The organism is Citrobacter sp. MGH110 (genome assembly GCF_001037515.1).
Classification (GTDB): domain Bacteria; phylum Pseudomonadota; class Gammaproteobacteria; order Enterobacterales; family Enterobacteriaceae; genus Citrobacter; species Citrobacter portucalensis.
The window spans coordinates 773,229-791,002 of sequence record NZ_KQ089830.1 but is presented as its reverse complement, the minus strand read 5'-3'; the positions used below and the strand labels follow the sequence as shown (position 1 = coordinate 791,002).

The following is a 17,774-nucleotide window of genomic DNA, read 5'->3' as shown; positions in this document are numbered from 1 at the left end:
ACTCTAAATAATTCGAGTTGCAGGAAGATGGCAAGGGAGAGAATCCTCAGGAGCTTACATTAGTAAGTGACTGAGGGGAGCGAGTACAGCCACCGCGCATGCAACTTGAAGTATGACGAGTAAAGGGAGTTTGTATGGTAAGCGCGCTTTATGCCGTATTGGGTGCGTTATTGTTAATAAAGTTCTCCTTTGACGTCGTTCGCCTGCGCATGCAATATCGCGTTGCCTATGGCGATGGAGGTTTTAGCGAACTGCAAAGCGCTATCCGCATTCACGGTAATGCGGTGGAATATATTCCCGTCGCGTTAGTGCTGCTGTTATTTATGGAAATGAACGGCGCAGAGACGTGGATGGTGCATATTTGCGGGTTGATGTTGATTGCCGGACGACTGATGCATTATTACGGATTCCACCACCGGCTTTTCCGCTGGCGCCGTTCAGGCATGAGCGCAACCTGGTGTTCGCTGTTGCTAATGGTGCTGGCGAATCTTTGGTATATGCCCTGGGAGTTGGTTTTCTCCCTGCATTAGCGCACAATACGCCACTTTATTTTTCCCGGATTTTTACGTTATGTCTCACCGCGACACGCTTTTTTCTGCGCCTATCGCCAGTCTGGGTGACTGGACCTTTGATGAACGGGTAGCTGAAGTCTTCCCGGATATGATCCAGCGTTCCGTTCCTGGCTATTCCAATATCATTTCTATGATTGGCATGCTGGCCGAACGTTTCGTACAACCCAACACGCAGGTCTACGATCTGGGCTGTTCTCTGGGCGCGGCGACGCTCTCGGTGCGTCGCAATATTCATCACGAGAATTGCAAAATTATTGCCGTCGATAACTCCCCGGCGATGGTTGAGCGCTGCCGTCGTCATATTGACGCCTATAAGGCACCGACCCCGGTTGAGGTTGTCGAAGGCGATATTCGCAACATTACTATCGAAAACGCCTCGATGGTGGTGCTGAATTTTACCCTGCAATTCCTTGAGCCACCTGAGCGCCAGGCATTGTTGGATAAGATTTATCAAGGGTTGAATCCCGGCGGCGCGCTGGTGCTGTCTGAAAAATTCAGTTTCGAAGACGCTAACGTTGGCGAGCTGCTGTTCAACATGCACCACGACTTCAAACGGGCCAATGGCTACAGCGAACTGGAAATTAGTCAGAAACGCAGCATGCTGGAAAACGTGATGCTGACCGACTCGGTAGAAACGCACAAAGCGCGACTGCATCAGGCCGGCTTTGAGCACAGCGAATTGTGGTTCCAGTGCTTCAACTTTGGCTCTCTGGTGGCGTTGAAAGCTGAGGTTAGCGCATGATCGATTTTGGTAACTTTTATCAGTTGATTGCCAAAAATCATCTGTCCCATTGGCTGGAAACGCTTCCGGCGCAAATCGCTGCCTGGCAGCGCGATCAGCATGGTTTATTTAAACAATGGTCAAACGCCGTCGAGTTTCTGCCCGAGCTGACGCCGCATCGTCTGGACTTACTGCACAGCGTTACCGCAGAAAGTAAAGAACCGCTCAGCGAAGGCCAGCTTAAACGTATCGACACCCTGATGCGTAACCTGATGCCATGGCGTAAAGGACCGTACTCGCTGTACGGCGTCAACATCGATACCGAATGGCGTTCCGACTGGAAGTGGGATCGCGTTCTGCCGCACTTGTCTGATCTCACCGGCCGTACCATTCTTGATGTTGGCTGTGGCAGTGGTTATCACATGTGGCGCATGATTGGCGCTGGAGCGCATCTGGCGGTTGGGATCGATCCTACGCAACTGTTTCTGTGCCAGTTTGAGGCGGTACGTAAACTGCTGGGCAATGACCAGCGTGCTCACCTGCTGCCGCTGGGTATTGAGCAACTTCCAGCGCTAAACGCCTTTGACACCGTGTTCTCCATGGGCGTGCTTTATCACCGCCGATCGCCGCTGGAACATCTGTGGCAGTTGAAGGATCAGTTGGTTAAAGATGGCGAGCTGGTGCTGGAAACGCTGGTCGTCGAAGGTGATGAAAATACCGTTCTGGTGCCGGGCGATCGCTACGCGCAAATGCGTAACGTCTACTTTATTCCATCTGCGTTGGCTTTAAAAAACTGGCTGGAAAAATGCGGTTTTGTTGATGTGCGCATCGCCGATGTCTGCGTCACCACCACCGAAGAGCAACGCCGCACCGAGTGGATGGTAACCGAGTCGCTAGCCGACTTCCTCGACCCGAACGACCACAGCAAAACGGTGGAAGGCTACCCCGCCCCATTACGCGCAGTATTGATTGCGCGTAAGCCGTAATAGATTGCCGAATGACCGTTACGTATAGCACCGTTTCTCCAAAATAGTTCAAGTTGCAGCAAGGCGGCAACGTAGCAAATCCCCGGGAGCGTAGATAACTACGTGACCGGGGTGCGCGAGGCGGCCAACGCTGCTGCGGCTTGAAATATGAAGGAGAAAAAAAGGCCCCTGTTGAAATTGCAGGGGCCTGGTACGAGCAAGCATCATATTGGGCGACATGATGCAACGGTAAAATCAGTTGGCCTGATGGTGTGCAATGATTGCTTTCATTTCAGCAACCGCCGTCCCGTCTACCGCATAGCGCGAATACTCATCCGCCTGCGCATCCGAAGACATCGACAACCCCGAATTGCGATAACGCATTGGTGAAGCCAGCCATACTCCGGCAGAACTGTGGACTTCCTGCACTCCAGCATCAAGGAACAGGGACAAATTCGAGGCGCGAACCCCCGCTCCGGCCATAATGATTGGAGCACCGGGCTGCGCAATAAGTTCCATTATTTTTGTTAAACCTTGCGCCGCATCTGATTTTTGCCCTGAAGTGAGTACTCTGGCAATGCCCAAATCAGCTAATTTTTTAAGCGCATTGAGTGGGTTAGCACACATATCAAAGGCCCGATGAAAAGTGACTTGCAGCGAACCGGCGGCAATCATTATTTTCTCCATGCGCGGCATATCGACATTGCCATCCACATCTAAAATGCCGGTCACCAGCCCTGAGAATCCCAGTTCCCTGACCATCGCAATATCATCCAGCATTGCAGCAAATTCACCTTCGGTGTAGCAAAAGTCGCCTCCACGTGGGCGAATAATGGGATTGACGGGAATCGAAATGTGCTGGCGAACGGAACGCAAGACGCCCAGTGACGGCGTTAAGCCCCCTTCTTTGGGTGCCGAGCATAGTTCAATACGATCCGCGCCGTTTTGCTGCGCCGTGCGCGCGCACTCCATGCTGTAACAGCAGATTTCCAGTATAGCCATGCTCACTCCTGACGTTCGCTTGCCACAATGGTTTCAATCGACCACGGATGGAATTTTATCGTCACGCTACCATCGCTAACCGCCAGCGTCGGATTCGGTAAACGCTCACGCTCACCTTTTGGCGAGCTGGTTTTCACAAAAATGCCCGGTTGACTCAGACCGTGATCGGAAAGCAGCGCCAGCGCTCGCGCATTCAGCGTTCCCGCCTCTCCCGGCAGAACAATTTCAATATGTTCCCAGCCTTCATGTGGGTAGCGTTTTTCGCCCGGCCACGGCAGTTCGACGATGGAAAATTGCCAATGTTGCACACAAACCGGCTCATGCAGTTTAAAAAGACAAATAGGTCTGCCGTTAATGATGTTTTCTGACAACAATTCACCGCACTGTTCAAACCCACGACGCCAGCGCTCTGCGGTGGTATTTTGATGGCAACGCAAGGAAATGTGATCGGCTTCCAGGCCTGTGATATCCAGCCCAAGACGGGTAGAAAGTTCCGTTAATGCCTGCGTGAAATGCGGTAAATCAGCAGAAATATCCTGTAGTTCTGCAACGGTTTGCCAGTTCGCCATATTAAAAGCTCATATCCATGTTCAAAGTCGCTAATTTACTCTGTTGCGCTGCGCCATCCAACCGCTGTTTTCTCCGAACACATCATGAATAAATTTACGCCATTGCATTGTTTATATTTCAGGCTACTGGCGGTACACACAATGCTGACGGCAACGGGCATTTGCAGTATACTCCCGCCCTTAATTCTTAAACTGGTGCGGTGAATTTTAGGCCGCTTCATAAATGTAAGGTATTCCGGTGAATATTCAGGCTCTTCTCTCAGAAAAAGTCAGTCAGGCCATGATTGCTGCAGGCGCACCTGCAGATTGCGAACCGCAGGTTCGTCAGTCAGCAAAAGTACAGTTCGGCGACTATCAAGCTAACGGCATGATGGCTGTCGCTAAAAAACTGGGTATGGCGCCGCGACAACTGGCTGAGCAGGTGCTGACTCATCTGGATCTCAACGGGATTGCCAGCAAAGTTGAAATTGCAGGCCCGGGCTTTATCAATATTTTTCTCGATCCAGCATTTCTGGCGCTGCACGTTCAGCAGGCGCTGGCTTCCGATCGTCTGGGCGTCACTCAACCGGCTAAACAAACCGTCGTGGTTGACTACTCCGCGCCTAACGTAGCGAAAGAGATGCACGTTGGTCACCTGCGTTCCACCATCATCGGTGACGCGGCGGTGCGTACGCTGGAGTTCCTCGGTCACAACGTTATTCGCGCTAACCACGTCGGCGACTGGGGTACTCAGTTCGGTATGCTCATCGCATGGCTGGAAAAACAGCAGCAGGAAAATGCCGGAGAGATGGCGCTGGCTGACCTGGAAGGTTTCTACCGTGATGCGAAAAAACATTACGACGAAGATGAAGCCTTCGCTGAACGCGCCCGTAGTTATGTCGTGAAACTGCAAGGCGGTGACGAATACTTCCGCGAGATGTGGCGCAAACTGGTCGACATTACCATGTCGCAGAACCAGTTAACCTACGATCGCCTCAACGTTACCCTGACCCGTGACGACGTCATGGGCGAGAGCCTGTACAACCCGATGCTGCCTGGCATCGTCGCCGATCTGAAGGCGAAAGGCCTGGCTGTTGAAAGCGAAGGCGCTACCGTCGTATTCCTTGATGAGTATAAGAACAAGGAAGGCGAACCGATGGGCGTTATCATTCAGAAGAAAGATGGCGGCTATCTCTACACCACAACCGACATCGCCTGCGCCAAGTATCGTTACGAAACCCTGCATGCCGATCGCGTACTTTATTACATCGACTCTCGCCAGCATCAGCACTTAATGCAGGCCTGGACCATCGTACGTAAAGCTGGTTATGTGCCAGATTCAGTGCCGCTGGAACACCACATGTTCGGTATGATGCTGGGCAAAGACGGTAAACCGTTCAAAACCCGTGCGGGCGGCACGGTTAAACTGGCCGATCTGCTGGATGAAGCGCTGGAGCGCGCACGTCGTCTGGTCGCGGAGAAGAACCCGGACATGCCTGCCGACGAACTGGAAAAACTGGCAAATGCGGTCGGTATCGGCGCAGTGAAATACGCGGATCTGTCCAAAAACCGTACCACCGACTACATCTTCGACTGGGACAACATGCTGGCGTTCGAAGGTAACACCGCGCCATATATGCAGTACGCTTATACCCGCGTACTGTCCGTGTTCCGTAAAGCAGATATCGACGAAAGCGCGCTGGCAAATGCGCAGGTCGTTATCAGCGAAGATCGCGAGGCTCAACTGGCGGCGCGTCTGCTGCAGTTTGAAGAAACGCTGACCGTCGTTGCGCGTGAAGGTACGCCACACGTGATGTGTGCTTACCTGTACGACGTTGCTGGTCTGTTCTCCGGCTTCTATGAGCACTGCCCTATTCTCAGCGCTGAAAACGAAGAGATTCGTAACAGCCGACTGAAGCTGGCACAGCTGACGGCGAAAACCCTGAAGCTGGGTCTGGATACACTGGGTATCGAAACCGTAGAACGTATGTAATCACTTCAAATAATGTGAAAGCCCGCGCTATGTCGCGGGCTTTTTTATTTCCCCGAATGACCGCCCTCGTAGGCAGCACACTCAGGCCGACGAGAAACGGCTACGTTCACTGTAATTTGTAACAACCCACAAGGAATGACACATTTCCCTAGAGATATGGAACATCTTTTGCCTGTCATCCCGTCTAAGCCTCCGTATCATTAGGCGGCGAATTAATCGGGTACGGGTCAATGACATTCAGAGATTTTGAGGCGGAAGAAAAGCTCTTCCAGCGGCGTGTATTGGTGGCCTTTGGCCTGGTAGTCATCTGTTTTGGCATCCTGATTTACAATCTGTATAACTTACAAATCTGCCAGCACCAGTATTACACCACCCGGTCGAATGCAAACGACATCAAAATGCTGCCCGTCGCCCCAACGCGTGGCATGATTTACGATCGCAACGGCATCCCGCTGGTGCGCAACGTTACCTGGTACGATATTTCCGTTACGCCGTATAAAATCAGCGATATGAATGCGTTACTCCAGCAGCTCACGCCGATCGTTGACCTCACACCTGATGACATAGACCAGTTTCGCCATGAGCTGAAAGCCAGCAGCCGCTATCGTCCTGTGGTGCTAAAAAATGCGCTAACCGATGTCGAAATCGCCCGTTTCTCAGTAAACCAGTTTCATTTTAGCGGCGTCAACATCAATAGTTACGAAGACCGCCAGTATCCCTATGGTGCGGCGCTGGCGCATGTCCTGGGTTATGTTTCAAAAATCAATGACAACGACCTGAAAGCACTGGATCAAAAGGGTCTGGCGGAGAACTACGCCGCCGATCACAACATCGGTAAGCAAGGTATTGAGCGCTATTACGAAAACGAACTGCATGGAAAAACCGGTTATCAGGAGGTGGAAGTAGATAACCACGGACGCATCGTACGCCTGATCAAAGATGTGCCGCCCGTTGCCGGAAAAGATATCCATCTGACGCTGGATTTACATTTACAGCAATACATTGAGAGCTTGTTGGCTGGCCAGCGTGCCGCCGTTTTGGTTGAAGATCCACACGACGGTTCCGTCCTAGCGATGGTCTCAAACCCCAGCTATGACCCCAATCCGTTTGTCAAAGGCATCAGCTATCAGGACTATAACAAACTACTCCAGGATAAAGACCTGCCATTAATCAATCGCGTCACGCAAGGATTGTACCCTCCCGCTTCAACGGTCAAACCGTATATGGCGATGTCGGCATTACTGAACGGTGTGATCACGCCGCAGACCAGTTTCTTCGGCGCCCCTACCTGGACGCTACCCGGCACCGAGCGACATTACCGTGACTGGAAAAAAACGGGCCACGGTATGCTGGATGTCACCAAAGCGATAGAAGAGTCTGCCGATACGTTCTTCTATCAGGTGGCGTATATGATGGGGATCGACCGGATTAACAGCATGCTCAGCCAGTTTGGTTACGGTAAACCGACCGGCATCGATCTTGATGAGGAGTATAACGGCCTGCTCCCGAGCCGCGAATGGAAGCAAAAAGTGCACAAAAAAGCCTGGTATCAGGGGGACACTATTTCAGTTGGCATCGGTCAGGGCTACTGGATTGCCACACCTATTCAGATGGTAAAAGCCATGGTCGCACTGATTAACAACGGCAAGGTTATCGTCCCTCACCTGCTGCTCGATGAAGAGAGCGGCAAAACCATCACGCCGTATCAGGCTCCAGAAGCACCGTCACAAATCGCCTCAGCCTCATCGCCCTACTGGGGACTGGTGCGTCAGGCGATGTTCGGCATGGCGAATGAACCAAATGGTACAGGTTATAAGTTCTTTCACACCGCGCCATACGGCATTGCGGCAAAAAGCGGCACCTCGCAGGTCTTTAGCCTGAAAGAAAATCAGACCTACAATGCGAAGATGATCCCTGTCCGCTTGCGCGACCACGTGTTCTATACCGCATTTGCACCCTATAAGAACCCGAAGGTCGCGGTGGCGTTAATTCTGGAAAACGGCGGCAGCGATGGTGTCACCGCCGCGCCGGTTATGCGTCAGATCATGGATCATCTGTTTGCCCCGCAGGACAACACGGTACAAACAGTGACGACTGAACAATCAGGTCCGATAGCGGTATCGCCATCGAATACCGATATCAAAAATACTTTCGCAAGTATTCGGTAAGGCACAGCATCGCCATCGCCTGTCCGTAAGGCATGGAGGTCCGAGGGATGTTGCGGTAGAAATCAAGATTGTGTCCCATCCCGGTACCAAACGAGGTGTGCAGCAGTTCACCTTCCGGTGAAATATGCTGCACAATGCCGCGAATGGCTTTTTCGGCTACCGGCACATACTCTTGCCCAACGTAGCGTTTACGTACTGCTTTGAGGATCCCATAGGCAAATCCGGCAGTTGCCGATGCTTCCAGATACGACTGCGGGTCGTCCAGCAAGGTATGCCACAACCCACTTTCATCCTGGCATTTCGCCAGCGCCGCGATTTGCGCGTTCAGGACCTGTACAAGATAGCGGTGAACAGCATTGTTTTCCGGTAAATCAAGTAATTCGAGGAAGTCCGGGATCACGATAGTTAACCAACTGTTGCCACGCGCCCAGCGGGCATTAGCAAAGTTATGATTTCCTTCATAGCTCCAGCCGTGGAACCACAGCCCCGTTTCTTTATCCATCAGGTTTTGCACGTGCAGCAGGAACTGATACGTTGCCTCTTCGATGTAGTCCGGGCGATTGAGTAGCTTGCCAATCTTCGCCAGCGGTAAAACCGTCATCATCAGCGTGTCATCCCACATCTGTTGATGGTTTTCTTCCGCCAGCGTGATGTGTTGCATACCACCAAATTCGGTACGCGGCATCTCATGCATTGCCCACTCAGCCCAGCTGTCGAGCCACGGCAGATACGCTGGATTACGCGTCTCTTCATAGCGATACGCCAACGTTAAAAATGGCGCCATGGTGTTCACGTTTTTAGTGGTTGCACCTTCAGCAAAGCGATCGGCAAACCAGCTATCGATGATATCGCGCATCGTTTCATCGCCGGTTTGCAGATAGTACTGATACATCCCGTACAGGCCGACGCCGTGTGTCCACTCCCATCCCGCCCAGCCTTTAGTATCAATTACGCGTCCATCGTCCAGACGCAGCAAGAACTCGCCGGTTTCGTCATGAATATTGACCAGGTTATGCGTCACCTTTTTGATCAGCGTTTTTAATTCATCCCTGGCAATAAAATGTTCTGGCTGGCGCAATAACGGGCTATGTTTAACCGGGTAAACAATCATTTACTAAACCTCTGTCAATGTCGGATTCAATGCTGTGACCTGCCCCTGTTACGGCGCAGCAGCTTTTTTGGAGGCCCCGCAATCCTCGCTTTGACAATGGGCATCCTTATAGGGTCACAGTAAAAGCTAACAGGAAGTGAAACCTTTCTATTTCTGCCAGAAGGATTCGTGAAATGGCAAGAATACAAAGAGTCCGGCAACGTACGTCACTTATTTTATAAAACGGCGTTTCTATTTAATTGAATGAGAGACTGGAATGTTGAAACAACCAGCAGTTTCAACTGCTGGTCTGAATGACGGAGGGGGTTAACGGTAGTTCACAATCACCTGATTGCTCTGAATGCGTAACGCAGGGATCAGGCGACCACCGCCGGGGACCTCCCAGACAAAATGCATCGGTTCAATGGCCGGAACGTTATTGAACCCGTTGGTGGTCCCACTTTGCCCGTCCAGTTCGACACAACGGGACTGAGAACATAAACGCACCCGCAAACCTGCGGGCGTTGGGCCATTCAGCTCATAGCGCCAGGCCACCAGCGTCATCAAGCCTGAGACCGGCTGGCTGGGAACCAAAGGATCAGACGAGGCTGACTGGCCACGGTGATTTAAGGTGATCCCCATGCCACTTGCCTGCCAGGCCCCTTCTCCGGCGGCCTGCGCCACCAGAGGAAAAAACAACAACCACAGTAACTTACGCATTATTTACCTCCAATGGTCGCCGTCATGCGGATATGGCGGTTATCGGAAAGCTCCATATTCGATAACACCACCAACTGCGGGATGCTGCGGCGTAAAAACCGCGCCAGTAACGGACGTAACGCGTGATTAACCAGCAAGACCGGCGGCGCGCCCAACATTTCCTGCCGGGACAGCGCTTCCTGAGTCTGGGCCAGCAGTCGGTCTGCAAGCCCAGGCTCCAGACCGCCGCCCCCCTGCAGCGCTTGCAGCAGCAAACGCTCGAGCGGAGTATCAAGACCGATAACCTGAACCTCTTCATTACCCGGGAACCACTGCTGAGTGATGGCACGTCCTAACGCAACACGGACGACCGCGGTAAGCTCATGCGGATCGTTTTGCAACGGCGCATGTTCCGCCAGCGTTTCAAGAATGGTGCGCATATCGCGAATCGGTACTTTCTCATCCAGCAAGTTCTGCAGCACTTTATGCAGCGTGGTGAGCGTCACAACGCCCGGCACCAGATCTTCCGTCAGCTTTGGCATCTCCTGCGACACTCGATCCAGTAACTGCTGCGCTTCCTGACGGCCAAACAGCTCAGCGGCGAACTGTCCAATCAGATGGTTTAGATGTGTAGCAACAACAGTACTGGCTTCAACCACCGTAAAGCCCTGAATCTGCGCCTGTTCCTTCAATGCGCTTTCAATCCAGATAGCGTCCAGTCCGAACGCCGGATCGACCGTTTTCTCACCCGGCAGCGACCCGGCGGCAGTACCCGGGTTAATGGCCAGCCAGCGTCCCGGATAGGCGTCACCGCTGCCAATTTCTACCCCTTTCATCAAAATTCTATAGCGGGCCGGCTGCAGATCCATATTGTCTCGAATGTGTACCACCGGCGGCAGGAAGCCCATATCCTGGGCAAATTTCTTACGAATACTGCGAATTCGCCCCAGTAACTCGCCATCCTGCTGAAAATCCACCATTGGGATCAGGCGGTAACCAACCTCCATGCCCAGCGAATCTTCCAGCTGCACGTCGTTCCATGTGGCTTCCACCACGGAGTTGTTTTCCGGCATTTTCACCGGCTGCGGTTCATCTGGCGCTTTTTGCTCACGACCGCGCATCCACCATGCCAGAGCCAACAATGCGGCAGTAAACATCAGAAACACCAGGTTAGGCATGCCCGGAACCAGACCCAAAAGTCCAAGTACCGCCGCACTGAGCAACATGACGCTGGGGTTACTGAACAGTTGGGTCACCATCTGTTCGCCTACGTCCTGGTCGGTACTCACGCGGGTCACGATAACACCCGCCGCGGTAGAGATAACCAGCGCAGGAATTTGTGCCACCAGCCCGTCACCGATGGTCAGCAGGGTATAACTTTCCGCAGCGCTGCCCATGCTCATACCATGCTGCAACACCCCAACTAACAGACCGCCGACCACGTTGATTACCATGATCAAAATACCAGCGATGGCATCTCCACGGACGAATTTACTCGCACCGTCCATTGAGCCGTAAAAATCCGCTTCCTGGGTCACTTCCGAGCGTCGTTTTTTAGCTTCATCTTCGCCAATCAGACCGGCATTCAAATCCGCATCAATCGCCATCTGCTTGCCGGGCATACCATCCAGCACGAAGCGCGCGCCAACCTCGGCGATACGCCCCGCACCTTTGGTGATGACCATAAAGTTAATGATGACGAGAATCACGAAGACCACGATGCCGATCGCAAAGTTACCGCCCACCAGGAAGTGGCCGAAGGCTTCAACCACCTTCCCCGCCGCCGCCGCGCCAGTGTGTCCTTCCATCAAAATGATACGGGTAGACGCGACGTTCAGCGCCAGACGTAATAATGTGGTAAACAGCAAAATCGTCGGGAATGCGGCAAACTCCAGTGTACGCTGGGTGAACATCGCCACCAGCAGCACCATGATCGACAGCGCAATGTTAAATGTGAACAGCAAATCGAGGACGAAAGCCGGCAGCGGCAGCACCATCATCGACAGGATCAGCAGGATGAGGATCGGTCCGGCAAGGATTTGCCATTGCGTGGATTTCAGGTTGCTGGGCAGACGCAGCATCGCGACCAGATTAGCCATCAGTATTCTTCTCGTTCATGAAATCCAGTGCTTCTGGCACCGGAAGGTTTTCAGGTTGTGGTGGACGTTTGCCGCCAGCCAGACGCCAGCGTTTTAGCTGCCATACCCATGCCAGTACTTCGGCAACGGCGGCGTATAATTGCCCCGGTATTTGCTGACCAATCTCAGCATGGCGATAGAGCGCACGCGCCAGTGGCGGCGCTTCTAATGTCGGGACACGGTGCTCTGCGCCAATTTCACGAATGCGCAGCGCAACCAGCCCGGCCCCTTTCGCAACAACTTTCGGCGCACTCATTTTGTTCTCGTCATACTTCAACGCCACTGAGTAGTGCGTAGGGTTAGTGACAATAACGTCTGCTTTCGGCACATCCGCCATCATGCGACGCTGAGCGGCCGCGCGCTGCATTTGACGTATTTTGCCTTTAACGTGCGGGTCACCTTCGCTTTGCTTAAATTCATCGCGGATATCCTGACGCGACATACGTAGCTTTTTCACATGGCTATAGATCTGGAAAAAGACGTCGAACCCCACCATCGGAATGACGCCAAGTACCACCAGAAGTGCACACATACCGACTAAATCCAGGGCGTTGCCCATCGCCGTAATCGGTGACTCCGCCATCAGACGCATCATCGCTGGCCAGTTATGCCAGAGATAAAATCCGGCCACGCTTCCCACCAACGTGGACTTCAGTATCGCTTTGAGCAGTTCTGCGCCGGTTTGCGCGGAAAACATGCGCTTAATGCCCGGCAACGGATTCAGCTTAGAGAATTTGGGTTGCAGGGATTTACCGCTGAAAATCAAGCCGCCAAGCATCACCGGGGAAATTAAAGCCACCAGAACGACGCCGGTAATCAACGGCAACAGCGCAATCATCGCGTCTTTAATCAGCAGGATGATTTGGCTGAGGATCAGATTAGGGTCGTTAACCATACTGTGGTCAAAACGTAATCCGGCCGACAGCATGCCAGCCAGCCTGCGGGCAAGCGACTCCCCACCAATCCAGATAATGCACACACCCACCAGCAAAATAAGCAGTGAGGTTAGCTCTTTGGATCGGGGGATCTGCCCTTCTTCCCGCGCTTTTTCAAGTCGGTGGGGTGTGGGGGCTTCTGTTTTGTCGTCGTCGCTTTCTTCTGCCACGCATCAGACCCTGGATAGAGATATAGGCGAGAATGATGCCAGAACAGCTATCCAGCAATGGGAAGAGTAAGCGGTAAAAAAGACGGGATTTATGGCTTTAAGCTGAATTGCGTGTAAGCCGGATGAGAGGCCCACGCCTCACATCCGGCAAATACGCATCAGAACCCGAGGCTATCCAGCAGGTCGTCAACCTGATCCTGACTTGCCACTACACCGGCTTTCGAGGCGTCAACCTGCGGGCCGTTAAGCAAGCTTTCGTTTTCACGTTTTGGACGAGCGCCCTGTTCCGGAATGTTTTCCAACAGAACCATCAGCAGCTGACGTTCAATTTCCTGGATAACATCCATCATGCGCTTGATGACCTGACCGGTGAGATCCTGGAAATCCTGCGCCATCATGATGTCCAGCAACTGGGCATTGGTAAAGCTGGTATGTCCAGGCACATCACCAAGGAACTGACGGGTATCGGTGACCAGTTCACGAGCATCGGACAGTTCGATCGGATTTTCGAACCATTCATCCCAGCGTTTAGTCAGGTCTTTGGCCCCTTTTTCCATCGCGTCCTGATGCGGCTGCGAAGCTTCTACGCTGTTTAGCGCGCGCTCTGCCGCCTGCGCGGTCATCTGTACAACATAATCGAGACGATCGCGGGCATCAGGAATCGCTTCTGCCGCTTCGGCAATGGCCTGATCCAGCCCCAGTTCACGCAGGCTGTCGCGCAGCATTCGGGTCAAACTGCCGATGCGCGCGATGATGTCCCCTGCAGAGTGTTCGTCAGCAGGTTTAATTTGTGGTTGCATCATCATCACACCCTCACATGCCCAGTTTCTCAAAGATTTTATTCAGTTTTTCTTCCAGCGTCGCCGCCGTGAACGGTTTCACGACATAGCCACTGGCACCTGCCTGTGCTGCCGCAATGATGTTCTCTTTTTTCGCTTCTGCCGTGACCATCAGCACCGGCAGAGAAGCCATCCCGCCATCGGCACGGATGGTTTTCAGCAGTTCCAGTCCATCCATGTTCGGCATGTTCCAGTCAGAAATAACAAAACCGAATCCCCCAGCCTGCAGCTTGTTCAGCGCATCCACGCCGTCTTCAGCCTCTTCAACATTGTTGAATCCCAGCTCTTTAAGCAGGTTACGCACGATGCGACGCATGGTGGAAAAGTCATCCACAACCAAAAACTTAAGCTCTTTATCCGCCATAAAAATAAACTCCTGATTCAAATACGTATTGCCTGTCCGGCACTAATTTTCACCAGCATTTGCTGGCTCACCTGGCTAAGATCGACCACTTCGCTTACGCCACCCATATTGATGGCCTCGCGCGGCATGCCGAACACCACACAACTTGCTTCGTTTTGCGCAATGGTCCAGGCTCCCGCCTGATTCATCGCTAACATTCCGGCTGCGCCATCGTTGCCCATACCGGTCAGGATCACCCCGACGGCATTGCGCCCCGCATGTTTCGCCACCGAATGGAACAGCACATCCACTGAGGGCCGATGCCGATTAACCGGCGGACCGTCATGAATTTTGATTTGATAGTTCGCGCCGCTGCGTGCCAGTTCCATATGCTTGTCGCCCGGCGCGATATACGCATGCCCCGGGAGTACGCGCTCTCCGTCTTCTGCCTCTTTCACGGTTATCTGGCACAGTTTGTTCAGACGTTCGGCGAACGAACGGGTAAACCCTGGTGGCATATGCTGGGTAATAAGAATACCGGGGCTTGAAAGCGGCAATGGCTGGAGTACATGGCGAATTGCCTCTGTTCCTCCGGTTGACGCCCCAATCACCAGCAGCTTTTCCGAACTGAGTAACGGCCCTGCTTTCAAGGTCGTCGGTGCCGCCATGGGCTTATGGGCCGCCAGTTTTGCGCGCGATGCGGTGCGGATCTTTTCGGCAATCATCTCGCTATACGCCAGCATCCCTTCGCGGATCCCCAGTTGCGGTTTGGTGACAAAATCAATCGCCCCCAGTTCCAAGGCCCGCAGCGTGACCTCTGAACCTTTACCGGTCAGTGAAGAAACCATCACCACAGGCATTGGACGCAGGCGCATCAACTTCTCCAGGAAGTCGAGGCCGTCCATGCGCGGCATTTCCACGTCCAGCGTCAGGACGTCTGGATTGTATTTTTTGATTAAATCCCGGGCGACCAACGGATCCGGCGCCGTCGCCACCATTTCCATATCACTGTGACTGTTAATAATTTCGGTCATGATTTGACGCATCAATGCAGAATCATCTACCGACAACACCCTGATTTTACTCATGCTTTATCCTTACCTGGCGCATGCGCATACACGGTCTGTCCACGCAGGCTAAACTCGCGCACAAGGTTGCTAAAGTTTTCTGAATGACCTGCAAACAGCAGCCCGTCAGGTTTAAGAAGTGGAACAAAACGGTGCAAAATGTCCTGTTGTGTCGTTTTATCGAAATAGATCATCACGTTACGACAAAATATGGCGTCGAACGGTCCGGGCACGTTGTACTGCTTATCCAGTAAGTTCACGCTGGAAAATTCAACATGACCTGCCAGTTCCTGCCTAACGCGTACCAGTCCTTCATGCGGCCCGGTGCCGCGCATGAAATAACGCTGCAACTGCTGAGGTGACAGCGTCTTTAGCTCATCGAGGCGGTAAATGCCGTTTCTGGCCTTTTCCAGTACTTCGGTATCAATGTCGCTGGCAAAAACGCGCCAGCGGCCCGGTGCCATACCTAAGGTATCGGCAAGCGTAATCGCAATGCTGTAGGGTTCTTCTCCGGTTGACGCCGCCGCGCTCCAGACGCGGTATTCACCGCTGCGCCGACGAGCGTGATCTGACAGCACCGGAAAATGATGCCCTTCGCGAAAAAACGCGGTCAGGTTGGTAGTCAGGGAGTTAATAAAAGCCTGCCACTCAGCACTGTTCTGGTTAGCTTCCAGCATGCTGAGATAGCGACCAAAGTCATCCAGCCCCAGGGTACGCAGACGACGAACCAGGCGGTTATAAACCATGTCCCGCTTATGGTCGGCCAGTACGATCCCCGCACGCTGGTAGATTAATTGACATATCCGACGAAAATGCGCGTCAGACAGCGCGAGGCGCTGTGTCATCTGTAACAATAATGACGTTTGCCCGGAGGGCAGAGATGATGTCATAGCGCCTTCTCAATCACATTCAGGATACAACGGGCGCAACCTGAGGCTGCGCCAACTCTTGTTTTGCTACGGTTTGCTCTTCAAGTTTAAAAAATGCGACACAAGCAGAAAGATGATCGGCCTGCGTGGCAAGTTGTCCGGCGGCGGATGCGGCTTCTTCCACCAGACCGGCGTTTTGCTGCGTCACGGAGTCCATCTGGCTGACGGCCTGCGCCACCTGCTCAATGCCTCTGCGCTGTTCATCGGATGCCGAGGCAATCTCGCCCATGATGTCGTTAACCCGGGTCACCGAACTGACTATTTCCGTCATAGTGCGCGACGCCATATCCACCAGCTGCGAGCCCTGATGAACCCGGGTGACAGATTCCTCAATCAGTCCCTTAATTTCTTTCGCCGCCTGTGCGCTACGGCTTGCCAGATTGCGCACTTCTCCGGCGACGACGGCAAAACCACGCCCTTGCTCCCCCGCCCTGGCGGCCTCTACCGCGGCATTCAACGCCAGGATATTGGTCTGGAAGGCAATGCTGTCAATCACGCCGATAATGTCGCCGATTTTCTGCGAGCTGGCAGAAATCTCATGCATGGTGCTGGCGACCCGGGACGTCTGCTCGCCACCTTTATGCGCTGTGTCTGCCGCACTTTTGGCGATTCCTGACGCCTGGCGCGCATTATCAGCGTTCTGGCCGACGGTGGCGGTCAGTTGCTCCATGCTGGCCGCCGTTTGCGCCAGAGCGGCCGCTTGCTGTTCGGTTCGCGAAGATAAATCGTTATTGCCCATCGCAATTTCTGAAATACCGCTATGCATGGCTGAGCTGCCCTGACGAACGTCACTGACCGTTTCGCGTAACGCCTTTTGCATCTTCTGCAGGCTGGCAAAAATGGCCGAGATCTCATTGCGCCCATAAACCGCTACCGGTCGTGCCAGGTTCCCCGCGGCAATACTGTCGAAATGGCTGCCAATAATCGCCAGCGGCTGAACGATCATCTTGCGCGACCAGAACAGCGCACCGCTGGTGAGCAGTGCCGTCAGTACCACCATGGTGGCGAAAATCACCCCCGACATGTGGTAATTGCGCTGACTCTGCTCTCCCGCCGTTTGCAACACGCTGTCGATGTTGCTCTGCCACGCATTCACATTCGCATCAAAAGCATCTTGAGCCGCCTGCACCGGCGCGGTCAGAAAATCTGACAACTGATTATTTTCAAGCCAGGTGGCCTGATGCGCGAGAGCGCTGTGCCACTGGCTGAAACTATTTTCCGTTGCGCCAAACAGCGCCTTGCCTTGCTCCGTCGAATCCGACGTCGCCATAAAGCGTTTAAACATCAACTCAGACTGCGCCAGGCTATCGCGCGCGAGGGTCATCAGCGTTTTGATGTCCTCTGGCGGATAGCTCAGGGCGGTCAGCGTCCCTGCCTTATTAAGGGCCGTACTGGCCTGTAATAACACAGCGCGGGTTTGGGCCAGCGCAGCGCGTTGCTGATTACTCCGTTCGACCTGATTCAGGTTCTGAAAACCGTCCCGAAATGCCCAGAAGGACAAGCCATTACTGCCAATCTGCAAAACACCGCAGAGGATTAAAATCAAAAACAGCGTGGTCGAAATTCGAATACGATTAAACATCAACGCTCCCATC

At 53.3% G+C, this 17,774-nt stretch carries 16 protein-coding genes; 5 read left to right on the top strand and 11 right to left on the bottom strand.

All coding sequences use genetic code 11. The annotated features are described in order from the left end of the window. Window positions 1-134: 134 nt before the first annotated feature. Genes SK38_RS03820 through cmoB form a run of 3 tightly spaced genes read left to right on the top strand, consistent with a single transcriptional unit; the run spans window position 135 to window position 2,279 of the window. Complete coding sequence (locus SK38_RS03820; RefSeq protein ID WP_003833847.1) at window positions 135-530, top strand: MAPEG family protein; 396 nt, start codon at window positions 135-137, stop codon at window positions 528-530. Window positions 531-570: 40 nt separating this feature from the next. After that, complete coding sequence (cmoA, locus tag SK38_RS03815; protein ID WP_003034686.1) at window positions 571-1,314, top strand: carboxy-S-adenosyl-L-methionine synthase CmoA; 744 nt, start codon at window positions 571-573, stop codon at window positions 1,312-1,314. Continuing rightward, on the top strand, window positions 1,311-2,279 hold the full coding sequence (gene cmoB / locus SK38_RS03810; protein WP_003833851.1) for a tRNA 5-methoxyuridine(34)/uridine 5-oxyacetic acid(34) synthase CmoB: 969 nt from the start codon (window positions 1,311-1,313) through the stop codon (window positions 2,277-2,279). Before cmoA ends, cmoB begins: the two co-directional genes overlap by 4 nt. 234 nt (window positions 2,280-2,513) lie before the next feature. Here the strand turns inward: cmoB and cutC are convergent, their stop codons facing one another. Together cutC and SK38_RS03800 are read right to left on the bottom strand one after the other, a co-directional pair. Then, window positions 2,514-3,260, bottom strand: a complete 747-nt coding sequence (gene cutC / locus SK38_RS03805; RefSeq protein WP_048235198.1) for a copper homeostasis protein CutC — start codon at window positions 3,258-3,260, stop codon at window positions 2,514-2,516. A 2-nt stretch (window positions 3,261-3,262) separates the two neighbouring features. After that, entirely contained in the window at window positions 3,263-3,829 is a 567-nt protein-coding gene (locus SK38_RS03800) for a VOC family protein (RefSeq protein WP_048235197.1), read from the bottom strand. A 238-nt stretch (window positions 3,830-4,067) separates the two neighbouring features. Here SK38_RS03800 and argS point away from each other — a divergent pair, with 238 nt between their 5' ends. Continuing rightward, window positions 4,068-5,801, top strand: a complete 1,734-nt coding sequence (gene argS / locus SK38_RS03795) for an arginine--tRNA ligase (RefSeq protein ID WP_048235196.1) — start codon at window positions 4,068-4,070, stop codon at window positions 5,799-5,801. A gap of 230 nt (window positions 5,802-6,031) precedes the next feature. Beyond that, a complete protein-coding gene (gene mrdA, locus SK38_RS03790; RefSeq protein ID WP_048216124.1) occupies window positions 6,032-7,969 on the top strand; it encodes a penicillin-binding protein 2 in 1,938 nt (645 codons plus the stop codon). Here mrdA and bglB read toward each other — a convergent pair. The 9 genes from bglB to tap all read right to left on the bottom strand — a co-directional run bounded on the left by bglB (window position 7,941) and on the right by tap (window position 17,761). After that, a complete protein-coding gene (gene bglB, locus SK38_RS03785; protein WP_048235195.1) occupies window positions 7,941-9,080 on the bottom strand; it encodes a beta-galactosidase BglB in 1,140 nt (379 codons plus the stop codon). The two genes, mrdA and bglB, sit on opposite strands and share 29 nt — an antisense overlap. Window positions 9,081-9,386: 306 nt before the next feature. Further along, on the bottom strand, window positions 9,387-9,779 hold the full coding sequence (gene flhE, locus SK38_RS03780) for a flagellar protein FlhE (protein WP_003833862.1): 393 nt from the start codon (window positions 9,777-9,779) through the stop codon (window positions 9,387-9,389). After that, window positions 9,779-11,857 (bottom strand): flagellar biosynthesis protein FlhA, encoded by a 2,079-nt coding sequence (flhA, locus tag SK38_RS03775; RefSeq protein WP_003833865.1) that lies wholly within the window; start codon window positions 11,855-11,857, stop codon window positions 9,779-9,781. Before flhA ends, flhE begins: the two co-directional genes overlap by 1 nt. After that, window positions 11,850-13,001, bottom strand: coding sequence for a flagellar biosynthesis protein FlhB (gene flhB / locus SK38_RS03770; protein ID WP_003833866.1), 1,152 nt, complete (start codon window positions 12,999-13,001; stop codon window positions 11,850-11,852). The genes flhA and flhB overlap by 8 nt, the downstream gene beginning before the upstream one ends. Window positions 13,002-13,159: 158 nt before the next feature. Beyond that, window positions 13,160-13,804, bottom strand: a complete 645-nt coding sequence (cheZ, locus tag SK38_RS03765; RefSeq protein WP_003034659.1) for a protein phosphatase CheZ — start codon at window positions 13,802-13,804, stop codon at window positions 13,160-13,162. A 10-nt stretch (window positions 13,805-13,814) separates the two neighbouring features. Beyond that, a complete protein-coding gene (gene cheY, locus SK38_RS03760; protein WP_003034656.1) occupies window positions 13,815-14,204 on the bottom strand; it encodes a chemotaxis response regulator CheY in 390 nt (129 codons plus the stop codon). Window positions 14,205-14,221: 17 nt separating this feature from the next. Then, entirely contained in the window at window positions 14,222-15,271 is a 1,050-nt protein-coding gene (locus SK38_RS03755; RefSeq protein WP_003833872.1) for a protein-glutamate methylesterase/protein-glutamine glutaminase, read from the bottom strand. After that, a complete protein-coding gene (gene cheR / locus SK38_RS03750; protein WP_032943796.1) occupies window positions 15,268-16,140 on the bottom strand; it encodes a protein-glutamate O-methyltransferase CheR in 873 nt (290 codons plus the stop codon). Before cheR ends, SK38_RS03755 begins: the two co-directional genes overlap by 4 nt. 19 nt (window positions 16,141-16,159) lie before the next feature. After that, entirely contained in the window at window positions 16,160-17,761 is a 1,602-nt protein-coding gene (gene tap / locus SK38_RS03745) for a methyl-accepting chemotaxis protein IV (protein WP_048235194.1), read from the bottom strand. Between the last annotated feature and the right edge of the window lie 13 nt (window positions 17,762-17,774).